The sequence below is a fragment of the Paraprevotella xylaniphila YIT 11841 genome (assembly GCF_900683745.1).
Classification (GTDB): Bacteria; Bacteroidota; Bacteroidia; order Bacteroidales; family Bacteroidaceae; genus Paraprevotella; species Paraprevotella xylaniphila.
On the sequence record NZ_LR215980.1, the window covers coordinates 1,357,608 to 1,374,395 of the forward strand.

Here is a 16,788-nt window from a genome sequence, read left to right on the forward strand (position 1 = left end):
GTCCGTTTTCAAAGTTGCAAAATTAGCTATTTTTCATGAGACAGTGGCACAATCTATCAAAAAAGTGGCTGTTTTTTAGCTTATTCCACCTTTGTAGCAGCCTTATCCCTATACCTTTTAATCAAATTATAAGCCTTATATAAGCCCATCTCTCCGGCCCGGCTCAAATCGGGAATGCCGGAAGCGTAGTCGCCCGAAAGGATATAAGCCACCCCCCGGTTGTAGTAAGCTTCGGCATAATCCGCATGAAGCTTAATGGCCTGCGTGTAGGCCTTAATGGCTTCCGGCCATAACTTCAGCTGCATGTAGATATTACCTTTATTATAATAGCAACCGGCAAAATCTGGTTCCCGAGCCAATATCCGGTCACAATCATCCAATGCTGCCTGATATTCGGAACGGGAAGTGTCGAACGTCCATTTCGCCTCTCCCTTAGAAGGAGTTTCAGATTTTTCTGCCATCCGGACTTCCTGATTTTTCATTCTAATCTGCACTCTCATATAATAAGCAAGCAGATAAGAACTATCCAATTTAATAGCATGGTCAATATCTGCCAATGCTTTCTCGAAGTCTTGTACAAGATATTCGTCTATGGAACGGGCCAAATATAATAATGTATTGTCCGGCTGCCGGGCAATCTTGTCGGAAAGAGCCTGAATGGAAGAAAAATGCTTTTGTATACGGGCTTCATCCAACGACACTTCGTCGTGAGTCAACACCAGACGTGCCGGCAAAACGCCCAAACGATTCAGACGTTCGAGTTCCTTATTGTACATCTTGCGTTGAAAATCACTCTGCCCAGTATAATAGGTCAGGACCAAAGCCGGTTCCGGAGCCAATTCCGTCCTGCGGTTCTGCACTTTGCCACGATATTCGCTTTCATACGTCGGCGATTCATCTTCCGAAGTATCAGCCTCCACCAGTTTGTTATAATCTTCCATCGTGCGGTCGCTCACTTTTCGAGTCTGCCTCGTATTCTGCGGTTTCTTTCCACCGTAACGTTGGTCCATCTGGGCTTTCAATACCTTGAATTCATCCAGTTCGGCACCTCTGGTATCGCCCATCTTCCGGCGCACCTCTGCCCGCAACTGATAGCCGGCCAAGAAATTAGGAAACTCTTTGATGACGGCATTTATATCCCGGATAGCTCCCCGATAATCTCCTGTATTGTTCAACATCAACGCACGGTTAAACAACGCAATCATATTATCCGGTTCCAACTTCAACACGAAATTGAAATCCTCTATGGCCCGGTTATCATCTCCCACTTGGGCCCGGAGCAAACCACGGTTGAAATGCCCGATGTAATTAGTGGAGTCCATTTCCAATGCCGTATCATAGTCCGTCATCGCCCCACGTAAATTACGCTGATGATAACGCGCCAACGCACGGTTGATATAATGTCCGGCCTCGCGGGGCATCTGCTGTATGGTCTTATCCAAAGCCTCTTCGGCCAACTTATATTCTCCCCGCCCGGCATGGACCGCCGCACGCATGCTCCAAGCCTGCCCCTCGTATGGATTGATTTCCAATGCCCGGTCTATGTTTGCCATGGCTGCAACCGTATCCTTTTGGGCGAAATAAGTCTGTGCCTTTAAAGTGTACAAGGAGGCCTTTTGCGGCCAGTAACCTAACATTCGGTCTATACATTCCACAGCCTTATCGTACTCCTTGAGTTGTAAATAACATAAGGTCATATTATGCCATCCGCTCTCGTCTTTGGGTTCGATTTCAAGCAACTTCATATAATCCGAAACGGCTTCGTCATAACGCTTCAGATTGATCCGGCATAAACCTCGCAAACGATAATTATCGGGCAAAAAAGGATTGCGGTCTATAGCAGTCCCGCAATCCTCCTCAGCCCCGGTATAATCTTCCAAATAAAATTTGGCCAATCCACGGTAAAAATATGGCTCCGACAAATAAGGCTTGGCCGAAATTACCATATTGAAGCGGCGTATGGAAAGTACATAATCCTCATAGTAGAGCGCATTACGCCCCATCAGCATCATCCGGTCGGTATTAATCTGTGCCATCGCCGACACGGAAAAAAACCAAAGGAAAAGAAGATATACTTTCCTGCTCCTCTTCATTACTTTTTCGTCTTGACCTTATAAGCACAACGGAAATTTCCTTTCAGCAAATTTCCCAGTTTTCCTTTCACCATTTGTTTACGCAACATAGATAAATGGTCCACAAACATTTTCCCGTCAAGATGGTCGAACTCATGCTGCATGACACGGGCCAAATACCCTTCCACCCATTCGTCATGGGGTTGGAAAACCTCGTCTAAGTAACTCACACGAATGCGTGTGGGACGACGCACAGGTTCATGGATGCCCGGCAAACTCAAACAGCCCTCTTCCATCGAATCCGTTTCCGCATCATCATACTCCAAGATGTGAGGATTGATAAATGCATGAACGAACCCCTTATATTCGGGCAGGTCATCGGAAATCAAGTCCAAATTAATCACCACCAGGCGAATGGACAAGCCGATTTGGGGAGCTGCCAACCCAATTCCCTCAGACCGCTCCAAAGTTTCGTACATATTGTCTATCAAAGTTTTCAACTCCGGATAGTCCGGTGTAATATCTTCGGCCACCTTTCTCAGAACGGGTTGGCCAAAAGTATAAATTGGTAATACCATATTATTTTGTATATTATTATTTTTTCAGCATCATACGGGATTCCATCCAACCTTGCAGGATAATCGTCGCACTGATTTCATCCACCAAAGCTTTGTTTTGCCGGGCTTTCTTCCTTAAACCTCCTTGCAACATAGCCTGATGGGCCAACACGGAAGTATAACGTTCATCGAAAAATTCAACCGGAATCTCCGGCAGGCGTTCATGCAAACGCCGCACAAAAGAATTTATCCTGCCCATATTTTCAGAATCTTCCCCATTGGCTTGTTTTGGTTGGCCTACCACAATCCGTTCCACATGTTCCTGTTGGACATAAGACACAATAAAATCCATGACAGACGAGGTAGAAACCGTTGTCAACCCGTTTGCAATCAACTGCAACGGATCCGTCACAGCAACTCCAGTACGTTTTTTCCCGTAATCAATAGCTAAAACCCTTCCCATATAAGTTGCAAAATTAATGAAAACAGACGAAAAAAACGCCGGTATAAAAACAAATAATTCTTAATAACCAAAACAGGCTTCTCTATACGATGCACGGGAGCAAATGAAAACTCGCTCCCGTGTGTTGTATAAACTATATATTATTCTAAATCTATCATTTAGACAAAAGCAACCATGCGTCAGGATAAGTGCCGCGCAAAGTATTACGCGACTGCACGGCAGCAGCCTTTTCATCGTAAGTAGAAGCCACCACCCGATACATGTTCTTTGCTTCGTTGTAGGCTATCTGCGCATTATAACCCGCATTCGACAATGTCTTCTGCAAACCTTCGGCATTGGCTTTCAGGCTGAAACTTCCGCAAACTACGCTATAAGCTTTCAAACCGTTTCCGGAAACCACCGTCACATTCTCACTCTGCACACGAACCGTATTTACATCTGCATTAGTGGCCGTGGAGGTTGTTGTCGAGGGAGTGACAGGTGTCACTTCCACTTGGGTGGTCGTCTGCGTCTGGGTCGGCTCCTGCTCTGTAGCAACAACCTGCTGCTGCTTTGCCTTTTCATACGCCTTTTTGTATGCGCTCTCGGAAGACTTGCAAGAGGTCATTGCAAAAGCCGCACTCAACCCAAGTCCCATCACAAAAAACTTTTTCATACTTCTTCTACTTATTTTTTAGTTAAATGATTCTCTAAAACCATACTGTCGATGTCACTGGTATTTTCACGGCATATAACATCCACATCAAAAGACAAAGGTACACATTATTTATATATGGTAAAAGGACTGGCACAAAAAAAAGGTTAAATCAACAAGGCAAAAAAAATAATCAAAAAAAAGTGATAAACATGAGGATTATATCAAGAGAATTTATAACTTTGTGAATGTAATCAACTCAAATAAAATAGAAATAATATGAAAGCATTAAGTTTTTTAGCAGCATTCATTGGCGGCGCAGCCGTAGGTGCAGCAGTAGGAATTTTGTTTGCTCCGGAAAAAGGAACTGAAACTCGTGATAAAATAGCAGAAGCATTGCGTAAACGCGGCATCAAACTCAACCGCAAAGAGATGGATTCTCTCGTAGACGAAATTGCAGATGAAATCAAATCCGCCGAAGAAGTGTAAATGACATTTTATGTTTTCAAACAGTAAAAACATAGAAAGTATAGGCAAACTCTTACTGGAGTTTAAGAAATATCTTGAGCTCCAGAAAGAGTTTGTCAAATTGGATGCCACAGAGAAAATGACGGTCATTCTTTCGGCCATTCTGATTGTAACCGTCTTGTTATTATTAGGTTCTATCGTTTTGCTTTTTCTCACCTTCGCATTAGCCTATTACTTAGGAGATGTATTAGGAAGCCTTTCACTCGGATTCGGCCTCATTTCCGCTTTCATCCTGTTACTGACCGTCATATTCTATTTAAACCGAAACCGCATGGTCATTCAGCCCATGGCACGTTTCATGACCAAACTAATCCTTACTAAAGAAGATGGCAGCAAATAAGATTCCTTCCCACCATACCGAAGATGTTTTACAAGAAATCCGTACTCGTAAGGCTGAAGTAAAAAGCCAAATAAAAGAAAGTGCGGACTACATTAAAACAACTACCCATAAACTATTCACTCCTCCCCCGCAAGCCACATCCAAATTAGGCTCATTCATGAATATGGTAGACCAAGGGTTAGCCGTATATGACGGTGTGATGATGGGAATGAGAGTAGCACGTAACATACGCCGGCTTTTTGGAAAACGGAGATAACCGTTTGCCCAAAAAGCCGTTTCATAAAATAGCCGGTAAAAAACACTATTGCCAGTACAGGTATGCCCCACCTCCTACACTGGGATTTTGTAAAAAGCCCCTTCATCTTTCAGTTCGATCACTAAAGCATTCATTATGTTAAGATTACAGGCTGAAAGATACTTCAGCCATCTTTCAGCCATGCTTCATTTCAATCTGCTGAGAACGAAAAATCGTTTGGCTGAGATTGAAAAGTCGTTTGGCTGAGATTGAAAAATCATTCGGCTGAGAACTTTTTGCAGCTTTCCGCCATGAAAGGAAACTGAAAGATACCGTTCTTGTCTTTCATTCCATAATATACTGTATGACAAAAACTTACCATACAACCTGAAAGATGAAGCCATTTTTCTGAAAACGATTGGGAGGACAGTGAGAGGAATAAAATTTTTCCGGAAGGAACTGCATGGAATTAAGAATTATCGTGTAACTTTGCGTTGTTTTTAAACTCTACAAACAAAGATTACAATTATGATGAACGAATGGTTTGAATGCAAGGTAAGATACGAAAAAACATTAGAAAATGGCTTGGTCAAGAAAGTCACGGAGCCCTATCTGGTAGATGCCCTGAGCTTCACTGAAGCCGAAAGACGTTTTATAGAAGAAATAGAACCGTTCATGTCCGGCGAATTTCAAGTGACAGACATCAAACGGGCCAAATATGCCGAATTGTTCGAAACGGACGAAGATGCAGCCGACCGTTGGTTCAAAGCCAAAGTGGCTTTCATCACCCTTGATGAAAAAAGCGGGACGGAAAAGAAAAGCAACCAAAACATGCTGATACAAGCTTCGGATCTGCGCGATGCCGTAAAACGCCTTGACAAAGGAATGGAAAGCACCATGGCCGACTACGAAATCGCCTCTATTGCAGAAACGCCTATTATGGACGTGTTCCATTACAAAACCGAAGTGGACGAGAAACCGGAATTCCCCGAAGCATAATCCCGTTTCATTGAAACTATAACGCCATGTCACAGATTCAGGACGAAATAAAACGTATCACGGCCTCGCTTCCCTGCGGTGTCCGGTTAGTGGCCGTGTCCAAATACCATCCCGAAAGCCGCATTGAGGAGGCATACGCTGCCGGGCAACGCGTCTTCGGCGAAAGCCATGTACAAGAGCTTCGCCGTAAATACGATAACCTCCCCAAAGACATCGAGTGGCACTTTATCGGACACTTGCAAACCAATAAAGTGAAGTATATCGCTCCATACGTAGCCATGATACATGCGGTAGATTCCATGAAACTACTTCTTGAGGTAGATAAACAAGGAGAAAAGTCCGGACGGGTGATACCCTGTTTACTTCAACTTCACGTGGCCAAGGAAGAAACCAAATTCGGTTTCACACCGGACGAATGCCGCACGTTGATAGCGGATGAAGAATGGAAAAAGCTAGCACATGTCCAAATTTGCGGCTTGATGTGCATGGCTTCCAATACGGACGATATGGAACAAGTACGATCTGAATTCCATCTGGCATACGAACTGTTCAAGGAACTGAAAACCGGAGCTTTTGCAAATGCTCCCTATTTCAAAGAATGTTCATGGGGCATGAGCCATGATTATCCCATTGCAATAGAGGAAGGTAGTACGCTTATCCGCGTGGGAAGTAAAATATTTGGTGAAAGAGTGTATTAAAAGCATATTATTCTTGCTTTAATCGTTTTTTCTCCTTAGTTTTGCACAAAATAAAAAGAATTGTGCAATGGAAAAACTTAGTTTTAACGAACAAATAGAACAAAGCATCAAGGACAACTGGGATCTTGATGCTTTGTCTGATTATAAAGGAGAAACCTTTCAATATAAAGATATAGCCCGAATCATAGAGAAACTTCACATTATCTTTGAATACAGCAACGTAAAACCGGGAGACAAGATAGCCCTTTGCGGACGGAACAGTGCCCATTGGGGAGCCGTATTTTTTGCGACGCTGACATACGGGGCTGTGGCCGTGCCTATCTTGCACGAATTCAAAGCCGACCAGGTTCATAACATTGTGAACCACAGTGAAGCCAAACTACTTTTCGTAGGTGATCTGGTATGGAAGAATCTCGACGCCAATGAAATGCCGAATCTGGAAGGAATCATCAACATTGCAGATTATTCACTCCTTGTAGGTCGCACGCAAAAAGTCGCGTATGCACGGGAACATCTGAACCAGTTGTTCGGCGAACGCTACCCCATGAACTTCCGCAAACACCATATATCATATTATAAAGGAGCACCGGAAGAACTGGCTGTCATCAACTATACTTCAGGCACGACAAGCCGTTCGAAAGGTGTAATGATTCCCTATCGTGCCCTTTGGTCCAATCTGGAATTTGCCAAGGAAGTATTAAGTCCGCACATGAAAACCGGGGATAACGTGATTTCCATGTTGCCCATGGCTCACATGTACGGGATGGCTTTTGAATTTATCTTTGAGTTTTGCACGGGATGCCACATTTACTTCCTGACCAAGAACCCGTCCCCCAATGTTCTTTTTGCAGCATTTGCCGAGTTGAAGCCGCGTATCATTATCGCCGTCCCCTTAATCATAGAAAAGATTATCCGCAAGGCGGTTCTTCCTAAAATCCAGGGTACAACCGTAAAGATGCTATTGAAAGTCCCATTAGTCCGTCAAAAGATCAAAGACAAAATCTGCGAACAGCTCAAAGCGGCGTTTGGAGGAAATTTCTATGAAATCATCATAGGCGGGGCAGCTTTCAATCATGAAATAGAAATGCTGCTTCACGACATTGGTTTCAATTACACTGTGGGCTACGGCACCACGGAGTGCGCCCCGATTATCTCATACGCAGACTGGAATATTTTCGCACCCGGTTCTTGCGGCAAGGCGGCTCCACGTATGGAAATCAAGATTGACAGCAATGACCCGCAACACACCGTAGGAGAAATCCTCACCCGAGGCACCAATGTCATGTTGGGATACTATAAAAACGAAGAAGCAACCCAGGAAGCATTTCGAGACGGTTGGTATCGTACAGGCGACCTCGGTATCATGGACGAAAATGGCAACCTTTTCATCAAAGGCAGAAGCAAAAACATGCTTTTAGGTGCGAGTGGACAAAATATCTATCCTGAAGAAATTGAAGATTTGCTAAACAACCTGACTTTGGTCAACGAAAGCATCGTCATCCAAAAAGGAGAAAAACTTTATGGGTTGGTGTATCCGGACTTTGAAGAAGCGCACAATTTAGGTTTACAAGACTCGGATTTGGCCAACGTCATGGAACAAAACCGGACAGAACTGAATAGTATGCTGCCCGGATATGCCCAACTTTCCGGTATCAAAATCTTCCAAGAGGAATTCGAGAAAACCCCTAAGAAAAGCATCAAACGCTATTTGTACACGGATTGCCAGGTATAGTCAAGGCATCCCTGATAAAAACGAAAATTACAAATCTGCCCAAGAAAAAACATAAAAGCAAAAGACAATGAAAGATTTCAATTACTACGCCCCTACGCAGGTCGCTTTCGGAAGAAAAGCGGAACAGGCGGCAGGCCGATTGGTAAAACAATACGGCGGAACAAAAGTATTGGTACATTACGGAGGCAAAAGCGCAGAACGTTCCGGACTGTTAGACGCAGTATGCCATGCACTTGAAGCCGAACATCTCCCTTATGTGAAGTTGGGAGGAGTCGTGCCCAACCCACGTCTCTCAAAAGTACACGAGGGCATCAATTTATGCCGTGCCGAGGGTGTAGATTTCATCTTGGCTATCGGCGGCGGCAGTGTAATCGATTCCGCCAAAGCCATCTCAATGGGAGTAACCTACGAAGGAGACGTTTGGGATTTTTTCACCCATAAAGCCGAGGCGGATACCTGCCTCCCCTTGGGAGCCGTGCTCACCCTCCCGGCAGCAGGTAGCGAAATGAGCGACGCCACAGTCATTACCAACGAAGACGGCGACCTGAAAAAAGACTACGGCAGCGATAAGCTCCGTTGCAAGTTTGCCGTAATGAACCCAGAGCGCACCTTTACATTGCCTCCCTATCAAACGGCAGCCGGCGTAGTAGATATCATCATGCACACGTTGGAACGCTACTTCTCCCACGATGATGACATGACCGTAACCGACTCCATTGCCGAAAGCCTCATCCGCACCGTACAAGATAGCGCGTTCAAAGTACTGCAACAACCGGACAACTACCTGCATCGCGCCCAAATCATGTGGGCAAGCAGCCTTTCTCACAACGGTTTGACCGGTTGCGGTACCACTTCTGACTGGGCCACGCACTTTCTGGAACACGAACTCAGCGGCATGTTCGACGTAACCCACGGCGCAGGCCTGGCTGCCGTATGGGGCAGTTGGGCGCGTTACGTCTACCTTGAAAATCCCACCCGTTTCGCACAATTCGCCGTCAATGCCATGGGAATACAAAACAACTTCAAGTCAGCAGAAGAAACAGCCTTGGCCGGCATCGAAGCATTGGAACGCTTCTTCCGGGCCATCGGCATGCCTACTAGCATACACGAACTCATCGGACGCGAAATCACAGACGAGGAAATTCACGAGATGTCCCGTAAATGCAGTTATGATGGTACCCATACCATCGGCGGCTTCAAAGTATTGAACCGCGAGGACATGGAGCACATCTACCGTGCGGCACGCTAAACCTACGGGTATCTATACAGGGAAACCCTCATGGAAACAAGACACAAAAAAGGGAAAGAGCGACACGCCTTTCCCTTTTTCTTAGGTTGCAACCCCGCTGCAAACCAGGACTTTCAGATTCCTGTACCGACTCCTCCAACCCTCATTTCTTCTTTCCTTTTAATGCAAACATGATGGGAGCGGTAACTTTCATGGATACCGGCTTGCCGTCCAACCGTGCAGGTTTCCACTTCGTCATGGCCATGATGACCCGCACAGCTTCCGCACTCAGGCGCACATCTGGACTTTTCACCACTTTCGGGCGCGTCACGTTGCCATCCTTGTCCACCACGAAAGAAACCATCACCCTGCCTTCGACTTTTTCCTTGACACAAGCCGCAGGATAGTGGATATTAGATGACATATATTCCATCAGGGCGTTTATTCCCCCGGGATATTGCGGAGGGACATCGGCTTTCTCATACACCTTGTCGGCAGCATACATATCTGCCACAGACAAACCTTCCACACGCAGGAACATCGGCTTCAGCACGCGAAGCACCTGCTGTTCCAAATCGTCGTTTTCCACACGCTTCCACACCTCGGTAGCCACACCCCGTCCGTTGAACCACGACATCTCAAACATGTCATCCGATAACCATTTCACCTTGTTACGCCCACCGCGCTCCTTGATGACGCTGTCACCCTCCGACGTGAAAGTTCCGGCATGCCCCTTGAAGTGCACACGGTCTTCTCCGGTCCGAGCCGGTGTAAAGCCCAAGAAGTAGCCGTCACCATACCATTTGTAGCTCTTCAACTTGGGTGGTATCAGTTCGCCCGTCAACGGTTGCCGCAAGCCTTGCACTTCCCACATGCCTGCGTAACGTCCGTCCGCCTCGTGGGCATCGCGCATCCCCTGATGTATAGCGGCCAATCCTGAAGGCATGGGATACCGTTCCCAACCCTCTTCATAATCCGTCTCCCCCGCCGTGGAACGACCCGTCCATGAAAGTTCGAACATGTCTTCTGCCCGTGTCTTGATTTTCAAATTCTCACCACCTTCACGAATGACTTTCTTCGACATGTACTCAAAAGGGAAGTATCGCCCTTCGAAATCCACGTCCACATCGTTGGTACCTACATACCACACGGAAAGCGACACCATGTGCTTGTCCCCGTAATACTTGTAATGCACGAACGGTTGGGAGCCCTTATGGGAATCTCCTTTCTTCCGAATCCAAGTCTTCTTCCAAAAACCTTCTAACGGGCTTGACATCTCGTGCCCGTATTCCGCACGCTCCACCCCAGTTCCATCTTTCACGGCCCGGCATGAACCCAACACCACGACACCACTAAGGGCCACCATCTTCATTAGGTTAATTACTCTCTTCATAAGAATTGATTTAAAAATTCAACATAGGTAGGCATTACACAACTCCACAGGCTGGATGTCCGGGCAGCAGTTTCATGATACCGTTAATTTAAGATCCACTACACAAAGGTAATAATAAAAAAAGAACAACGCGCCAAATCCGTAAAAAAATCACACCACTTCTGAAAAGGGGAAAAACAAAGGATATGCTCCTTCTTTCCAAAAGAAACATATCCTCCGTAATCCCGTCATGGGCGTATCACTCCCCGGCACCTCAGCCTAAGTCTCAGTCTTGGACACGCTGCCTTTTTCAGACTTCATTTCTTCCAAATGAGCCGCACGCACACGGCTTAATGTTTCAGGCGACATTTGCAAGTAAGAAGCCACATGGAGCATCGGCGCACGCAGCAATATCTCGGGTTTTGTATTCAAGAGACGAAGGTAACGCTCCGTAGCGTTCTCAAAACGTTGGCTGTCAGCGTAGACCTGAGAACTGATTAGAGCATGTTCCATAATCTTACGGAACAACAACTCAATCTCTTTATTTTCGTCTGCCAATTCCTGCAAGTCATCATACGGAATGCCGTAAAGCCTGCTGTTTTCCAACGCCTCGACAATCAGCCGTGAAGGTTCCTGTTTCAAGAAACTTTCAATGCAAATCACGATTCGCCCTTCATAAGAAAAGTGTTCCGTCACGTCGCGTCCACCTTTATAATAATACTGCCTCACCATTCCGCGTTCCACGAAATACATGTGACGGCACGTTTCCCCTTCGGGCAATACCACATCGCCTTTCGAATATTTGAAAGGTACAAGTATCTCGGACAATGCCTCGATACCCGATGGAGACAAGCGGCAATATATCCGGGCTATTTCACGAGCCACGTCGCGTCTTAAATCCATAGTCATAAGGTTTTTTATTAGGTTAATCCAACTTCAGGACAGCCAAGAAAGCTTTTTGCGGCACTTCCACATTACCGATCTGTTTCATCCGTTTCTTTCCTTTCTTCTGTTTCTCAAGCAATTTTCTTTTCCGGCTGACATCTCCTCCGTAACATTTCGCCGTCACGTCCTTACGCAACTGCTTCACTGTCTCACGGGCGATAATCTTGGCACCGATGGCGGCCTGTATGGCAATATCGAACTGTTGGCGGGGCAACAACTCCTTCAGTTTCTCACACATCCTCCGCCCGAAGTCCACCGCATTGTCAATATGCGTCAAAGTGGATAACGCATCCACCGGTTCCCCGTTCAACAATATATCCAACTTCACCAGTTTAGACGGACGGAAACCGTCCTGATGGTAGTCGAAAGAGGCATAGCCCTTTGATATGCTTTTGAGTTTGTCATAAAAATCAATCACAATCTCACCCAAAGGCAAGCTATAATGGAGTTCCACACGGTTTCCGCTGATATACTCCTGTTTCAACAACTCCCCCCTTTTCCCCAGACACAAGGTCATGATGGGGCCGATGAAGTTGGTTGTCGTAATGATGGAAGCCTTGATATATGGCTCCTCTATATGGTCGATCAGCGTCACTTCGGGCATACCGGCCGGGTTATGTACTTCTTTCACTCCACCCTGCTTGTCATATACGAGATAAGACACGTTGGGTACGGTCGTAATCACATCCATATTGAACTCGCGGTCCAGACGTTCTTGTACGATTTCCATGTGGAGCAAGCCCAGGAAACCGCAACGGAAACCGAAGCCTAACGCCACGGACGATTCCGGTTGGAAGGTCAACGATGCATCGTTCAACTGCAATTTTTCCAAAGAGGCCCGAAGATTTTCAAAGTCCTCAGTTTCTATGGGATAAAGTCCGGCAAAAACCATAGGCTTAACTTCCTCGAAACCAGAAATGGCTTTATCACACGGACGCTCCACGTGAGTAATCGTATCGCCGACTTTTACTTCCGTTGCCGTTTTAATACCGGAAACAATATACCCCACATCCCCGCAATGCAGTTCCTTACGTGGGGACATTTCCATCTTCAATACCCCGATTTCATCCGCCGTGTATTCCTTGCCCGTATTGATAAAAGCCACTTCATCGCCCGACTTGATACTGCCGTTCACGATTTTGAAATAAGCGATAATCCCACGGAACGAGTTGAACACGGAATCGAATATCAATGCCTGTAAAGGAGCGCCCTCATCCCCTTCCGGATGGGGGATACGTTCCACCACGGCCTGTAAAATTTCATCCACTCCCATTCCCGTACGTCCCGACGCACGGATAATCTCCTCACGTTTACATCCCAACAGGTCTATGATTTCATCCTCCACTTCCTCCGGCATGGCGTTCACCATGTCACATTTGTTAATGACCGGGATGATTTCCAAGTCATGCTCTATGGCCATATACAAATTGGAGATGGTCTGGGCCTGCACGCCTTGCGTGGCATCCACAATCAACAACGCCCCCTCGCAAGCCGCGATGGAACGCGAAACCTCGTATGAGAAATCCACATGCCCCGGCGTATCAATCAGATTCAACGTGTACTTCTCTCCTTTATATATATATTCCATCTGGATGGCATGGCTTTTAATGGTAATACCACGCTCCCGCTCCAGATCCATATCGTCGAGCATTTGCCCTTCGGTAACCTTTATCGTATTCGTATATTCAAGCAAACGGTCTGCCAAAGTAGACTTACCGTGATCTATATGCGCAATAATACAGAAATTCCTGATGTTCTTCATCTTCAATTCAAAAAATGCTATGCAAAGATAGTGCAAACCGGAAGAAATACAAAATCCCAAACCTTATTTTTATATAAAGCGCTACAAATACGAAGAAATGTTTGTCTTTTGCTAAAAACAATAGCAAAAAGATTTTTTTTCTCGTTTTTATTGGCAGTTTGCTATTAAATGATTAACTTTGGCGACTGAAAACCAAGAGAGAGATTTTTCTTAAGGAGAAATAAGGTAGAAAAGATAAAGTCAACGAATAATATTAATTTAAAAAGGATTTATCACATGGATGCAAAAAAAGTTCTGGAAGACTTGAAACGTCGTTTCCCTAACGAACCTGAGTATCATCAGGCTGTAGAAGAAGTTCTCAGTACGATCGAAGAAGAGTACAACAAACACCCTGAGTTCGAAAAAGCCAATCTGATTGAACGTCTCTGTATTCCTGATCGCGTTTATCAATTCCGCGTCACTTGGATGGACGACAAAGGCCAGATTCAAACCAACATGGGTTACCGTGTACAGCATAACAACGTAATCGGCCCCTATAAAGGCGGTATCCGTTTCCACAGTTCCGTAAACCTCAGCATTTTGAAATTCTTGGCTTTCGAGCAGACTTTCAAAAACTCCCTGACGACTCTTCCCATGGGTGGAGCAAAAGGCGGTTCCGATTTCTCCCCGCGCGGTAAGAGCAACGCCGAGGTGATGCGTTTCTGCCAGGCTTTCATGCTCGAACTCAATCGCCATATCGGTCCCGATACCGATGTGCCGGCCGGTGACATCGGAGTAGGCGGACGCGAAGTCGGTTACATGTTCGGTATGTATAAGAAACTGACCCATGAATTCAGCGGCGTATTCACCGGCAAGGGACTTGAGTTCGGCGGTTCGCTCATCCGTCCTGAAGCCACGGGTTACGGTAACGTGTACTTCCTCATGGAAATGCTGAAGACCAAAGGCACCGACCTTAAAGGCAAGACAGTCCTCATCTCCGGTTCCGGCAACGTGGCCCAGTACACGGCCGAAAAGGTACTTCAACTCGGTGGAAAGGTACTCACGATGTCCGACTCAGACGGTTACATCTACGATCCGGACGGAATCGACCGCGAAAAGCTCGACTACATCATGGAGCTTAAGAACCTGTATCGCGGACGTATCCGTGAATATGCAGAGAAATACGGTTGCAAATACGTGGCAGGCGCACGGCCTTGGGGCGAAAAGGCAAACATCGCACTGCCGTCGGCCACTCAGAACGAAATCAACGGCGACCAGGCTCGCCAGTTGGTAGCCAACGGTGTAATGGCCGTAAGCGAAGGTGCCAACATGCCTTCTACTCCGGAAGCCATCCGCGTATTCCAGGAAGCCAAGATTCTGTATGCACCGGGCAAGGCAGCCAACGCCGGTGGTGTATCGGTTTCAGGTCTTGAAATGAGCCAGAACTCAGAACGTCTGTCTTGGACATCGGAAGAGGTAGATGCCCGTCTGCACGCCATCATGGAGAACATTCACCAGAATTGCGTGAAGTACGGAACGGAAGCCGATGGTTACGTCAACTACGTGAAAGGTGCCAACGTCGCAGGCTTCATGAAGGTGGCCAAGGCTATGATGGCTCAAGGCATCGTATAAGGTTAATTGCAATACAGAAGCGTCAAGAGCCGGGATTTACGTATTCCCGGCTCTTTTTCTCTTTTGGGATTCATCCCTTGCACAGTTTGGCTATGCCCTTGCTTAGTCCAGAGTCAAAGGAACAGCCGGTGAAAGTCCGAGTAAGCCAAGCTCCCGTCCTTGTGCAAACCCGTTTTTCCGGTCACACCAAGTATTTGTCTGTCCATTCTTGTAGTTTCGCGCATTCCGGTTATCCATATTTACACGCGAAGAAAGCACCAGACGAAGAGATTTCATGGAAGAACGCCTCATCCAAAATACTAAATATATCAAGCGCGCTTATTTCTCTTCTTGCATGCTACGGTTGTACTGCCGGACGCTCTTTCCTCCATGAAAACGATAAGAGAATGTGAACATCAGGCTGTGGCGTATCGTTTCGTTTATATCATAAAAATCATAAGAACTGACAGCCTCGGATTCAGTTTTGCTTATACTGTTTCCATCAAGAAAAAGGCGCGGAGTCACGTATTGCACTGATAGGTTCACACGTTGATGGAAAAAGTCTTTACCCAAAATGAACGCCAAACAATCCATTTTTTGCGTGGTTTTCCCCTGTGCTCTAACCTGATATCCATTGAAAACCTGATAGGTTGCCTGTATAGACAGGAAATGCTTGTCATTGTAATAATTTGAGGTAAGAAAACCTGTAAAGCCTTGGTTCGTATTCTTGTTTCTCTTGAATTTCGCTTCCATGTTTTGGTATTTCAAGATACCGCTTATTCTAAAATCCTTGATTTTTTTTAAAAAGGTAAATCGTTGCCCAACAGTTAGTAACCGAGGGAAAAGGTTCTCAAGCTGTTTCCATTGTACTTGCAGGAATGACATTTGCCACTGTTGTAGGAGTTCCATTGGGAACGGCTTTAAGCACTTTGTTCTCATGGCGTTTAAACTTTTTACTTATAGCTTGCTAGGGAATGATAACCCTTTATGGCATCGGAAAATGGATTCCACAAATTAACCGATTACCGGATACGGGATTTAAGGGGCAATTTCGTTTTCTTAAATCGCCTGCTCCTTGGTTAATCATAATGGGAACATTATTGGGTAATGGTGGAGTATATTGTTGGTATAGTTACATAGACCCATTATTGACAAATGTTTCAGGCTTTTCGCCGGAAAGTCTGACATGGCTAATGGTAGTAGCGGGTTGCGGAATGGTTTTCGGAAATTTGTTGGGCGGACGTTTTGCCGACAAATTTCAAGCCGGACTTGTGGCGGCAATCGTACAATCATGTATGGTTATAACACTTGTGCTAATTTATTTTCTATCACCTGTTCCATGGGCATATGTTGCGTTAATGGTTATAGGTACTGCGGGGTTATTCGGTGTCGGTAGTCCTTTGCAATATCTTAATATTCGTTTTTCAAAAGGCGGAGAAATGTTAGGGGCGGCAAGCATTCAAATGGCTTTCAATGTAGGCAGTGCCATAGCTGCATATTTAGGTGGATTAGCTTTAAATACGAATGGGGATTACCGTACTCCGGCATTAGTAGGTATTCCACTTGCTTTATTGGGCTGTATATTGTTGTTTGTCCTACACTATAAATATGAGCAGAATTTCAAATCCTGATT

17 protein-coding genes are annotated in these 16,788 nt (G+C 45.7%); 9 read left to right on the top strand and 8 right to left on the bottom strand.

What is annotated here, in order from left to right:
• Positions 1-80: 80 nt before the first annotated feature.
• From E0E47_RS05790 to E0E47_RS05805, 4 genes are all read right to left on the bottom strand, one after another.
• A complete protein-coding gene (locus E0E47_RS05790) occupies positions 81-2,036 on the bottom strand; it encodes a tetratricopeptide repeat protein (RefSeq protein ID WP_232038348.1) in 1,956 nt (651 codons plus the stop codon).
• 56 nt (positions 2,037-2,092) lie between these two features.
• Positions 2,093-2,650, bottom strand: coding sequence for a peptide deformylase (def, locus tag E0E47_RS05795; RefSeq protein ID WP_008624533.1), 558 nt, complete (start codon positions 2,648-2,650; stop codon positions 2,093-2,095).
• Positions 2,651-2,666: 16 nt separating this feature from the next.
• Positions 2,667-3,092, bottom strand: coding sequence for a Holliday junction resolvase RuvX (gene ruvX, locus E0E47_RS05800; RefSeq protein ID WP_008624532.1), 426 nt, complete (start codon positions 3,090-3,092; stop codon positions 2,667-2,669).
• Positions 3,093-3,246: 154 nt separating this feature from the next.
• Positions 3,247-3,747 carry an SPOR domain-containing protein gene (locus tag E0E47_RS05805; protein ID WP_040602462.1) on the bottom strand — a complete coding sequence of 167 codons (501 nt, stop codon included), beginning with the start codon at positions 3,745-3,747 and terminating at the stop codon, positions 3,247-3,249.
• Between the two features lie 258 nt (positions 3,748-4,005).
• Here E0E47_RS05805 and E0E47_RS05815 point away from each other — a divergent pair, with 258 nt between their 5' ends.
• From E0E47_RS05815 to E0E47_RS05845, 7 genes are all read left to right on the top strand, one after another.
• Entirely contained in the window at positions 4,006-4,215 is a 210-nt protein-coding gene (locus E0E47_RS05815) for a YtxH domain-containing protein (protein WP_008616782.1), read from the top strand.
• A 10-nt stretch (positions 4,216-4,225) separates the two neighbouring features.
• Entirely contained in the window at positions 4,226-4,594 is a 369-nt protein-coding gene (locus E0E47_RS05820; RefSeq protein WP_008616784.1) for a hypothetical protein, read from the top strand.
• Entirely contained in the window at positions 4,581-4,850 is a 270-nt protein-coding gene (locus E0E47_RS05825; protein WP_130893180.1) for a hypothetical protein, read from the top strand. Before E0E47_RS05820 ends, E0E47_RS05825 begins: the two co-directional genes overlap by 14 nt.
• Before the next feature lie 507 nt (positions 4,851-5,357).
• Positions 5,358-5,828: a DUF4494 domain-containing protein gene (locus tag E0E47_RS05830; protein ID WP_130893181.1), complete on the top strand. Its 471-nt coding sequence runs from the start codon at positions 5,358-5,360 to the stop codon at positions 5,826-5,828.
• Positions 5,829-5,854: 26 nt separating this feature from the next.
• The gene (locus tag E0E47_RS05835; RefSeq protein WP_130893182.1) at positions 5,855-6,526 is read left to right on the top strand and encodes a YggS family pyridoxal phosphate-dependent enzyme; all 672 of its coding nucleotides are present in this window, start codon (positions 5,855-5,857) and stop codon (positions 6,524-6,526) included.
• 67 nt (positions 6,527-6,593) lie between these two features.
• Complete coding sequence (locus E0E47_RS05840; RefSeq protein WP_130893183.1) at positions 6,594-8,258, top strand: AMP-binding protein; 1,665 nt, start codon at positions 6,594-6,596, stop codon at positions 8,256-8,258.
• A 67-nt stretch (positions 8,259-8,325) separates the two neighbouring features.
• Positions 8,326-9,507: an iron-containing alcohol dehydrogenase gene (locus E0E47_RS05845; RefSeq protein ID WP_008624523.1), complete on the top strand. Its 1,182-nt coding sequence runs from the start codon at positions 8,326-8,328 to the stop codon at positions 9,505-9,507.
• A gap of 142 nt (positions 9,508-9,649) precedes the next feature.
• Here E0E47_RS05845 and E0E47_RS05850 read toward each other — a convergent pair whose 3' ends face one another.
• The 3 genes from E0E47_RS05850 to lepA form a co-directional block, all read right to left on the bottom strand.
• Positions 9,650-10,879: an energy transducer TonB gene (locus E0E47_RS05850; RefSeq protein ID WP_130893184.1), complete on the bottom strand. Its 1,230-nt coding sequence runs from the start codon at positions 10,877-10,879 to the stop codon at positions 9,650-9,652.
• A gap of 258 nt (positions 10,880-11,137) precedes the next feature.
• Positions 11,138-11,761 (bottom strand): Crp/Fnr family transcriptional regulator, encoded by a 624-nt coding sequence (locus E0E47_RS05855; RefSeq protein ID WP_040602461.1) that lies wholly within the window; start codon positions 11,759-11,761, stop codon positions 11,138-11,140.
• Between the two features lie 22 nt (positions 11,762-11,783).
• On the bottom strand, positions 11,784-13,565 hold the full coding sequence (gene lepA, locus E0E47_RS05860; RefSeq protein ID WP_130893185.1) for a translation elongation factor 4: 1,782 nt from the start codon (positions 13,563-13,565) through the stop codon (positions 11,784-11,786).
• Positions 13,566-13,841: 276 nt separating this feature from the next.
• Here lepA and E0E47_RS05865 point away from each other — a divergent pair, with 276 nt between their 5' ends.
• Complete coding sequence (locus E0E47_RS05865) at positions 13,842-15,176, top strand: NADP-specific glutamate dehydrogenase (RefSeq protein WP_130893186.1); 1,335 nt, start codon at positions 13,842-13,844, stop codon at positions 15,174-15,176.
• Between the two features lie 318 nt (positions 15,177-15,494).
• Here the strand turns inward: E0E47_RS05865 and E0E47_RS05870 are convergent, their stop codons facing one another.
• A complete protein-coding gene (locus E0E47_RS05870) occupies positions 15,495-16,094 on the bottom strand; it encodes a hypothetical protein (RefSeq protein WP_172604609.1) in 600 nt (199 codons plus the stop codon).
• A gap of 35 nt (positions 16,095-16,129) precedes the next feature.
• Between E0E47_RS05870 and E0E47_RS05875 the strand changes: the two genes are divergently transcribed.
• Positions 16,130-16,786 (top strand): MFS transporter, encoded by a 657-nt coding sequence (locus E0E47_RS05875; protein ID WP_262708091.1) that lies wholly within the window; start codon positions 16,130-16,132, stop codon positions 16,784-16,786.
• The last annotated feature ends 2 nt before the right edge of the window (positions 16,787-16,788 follow it).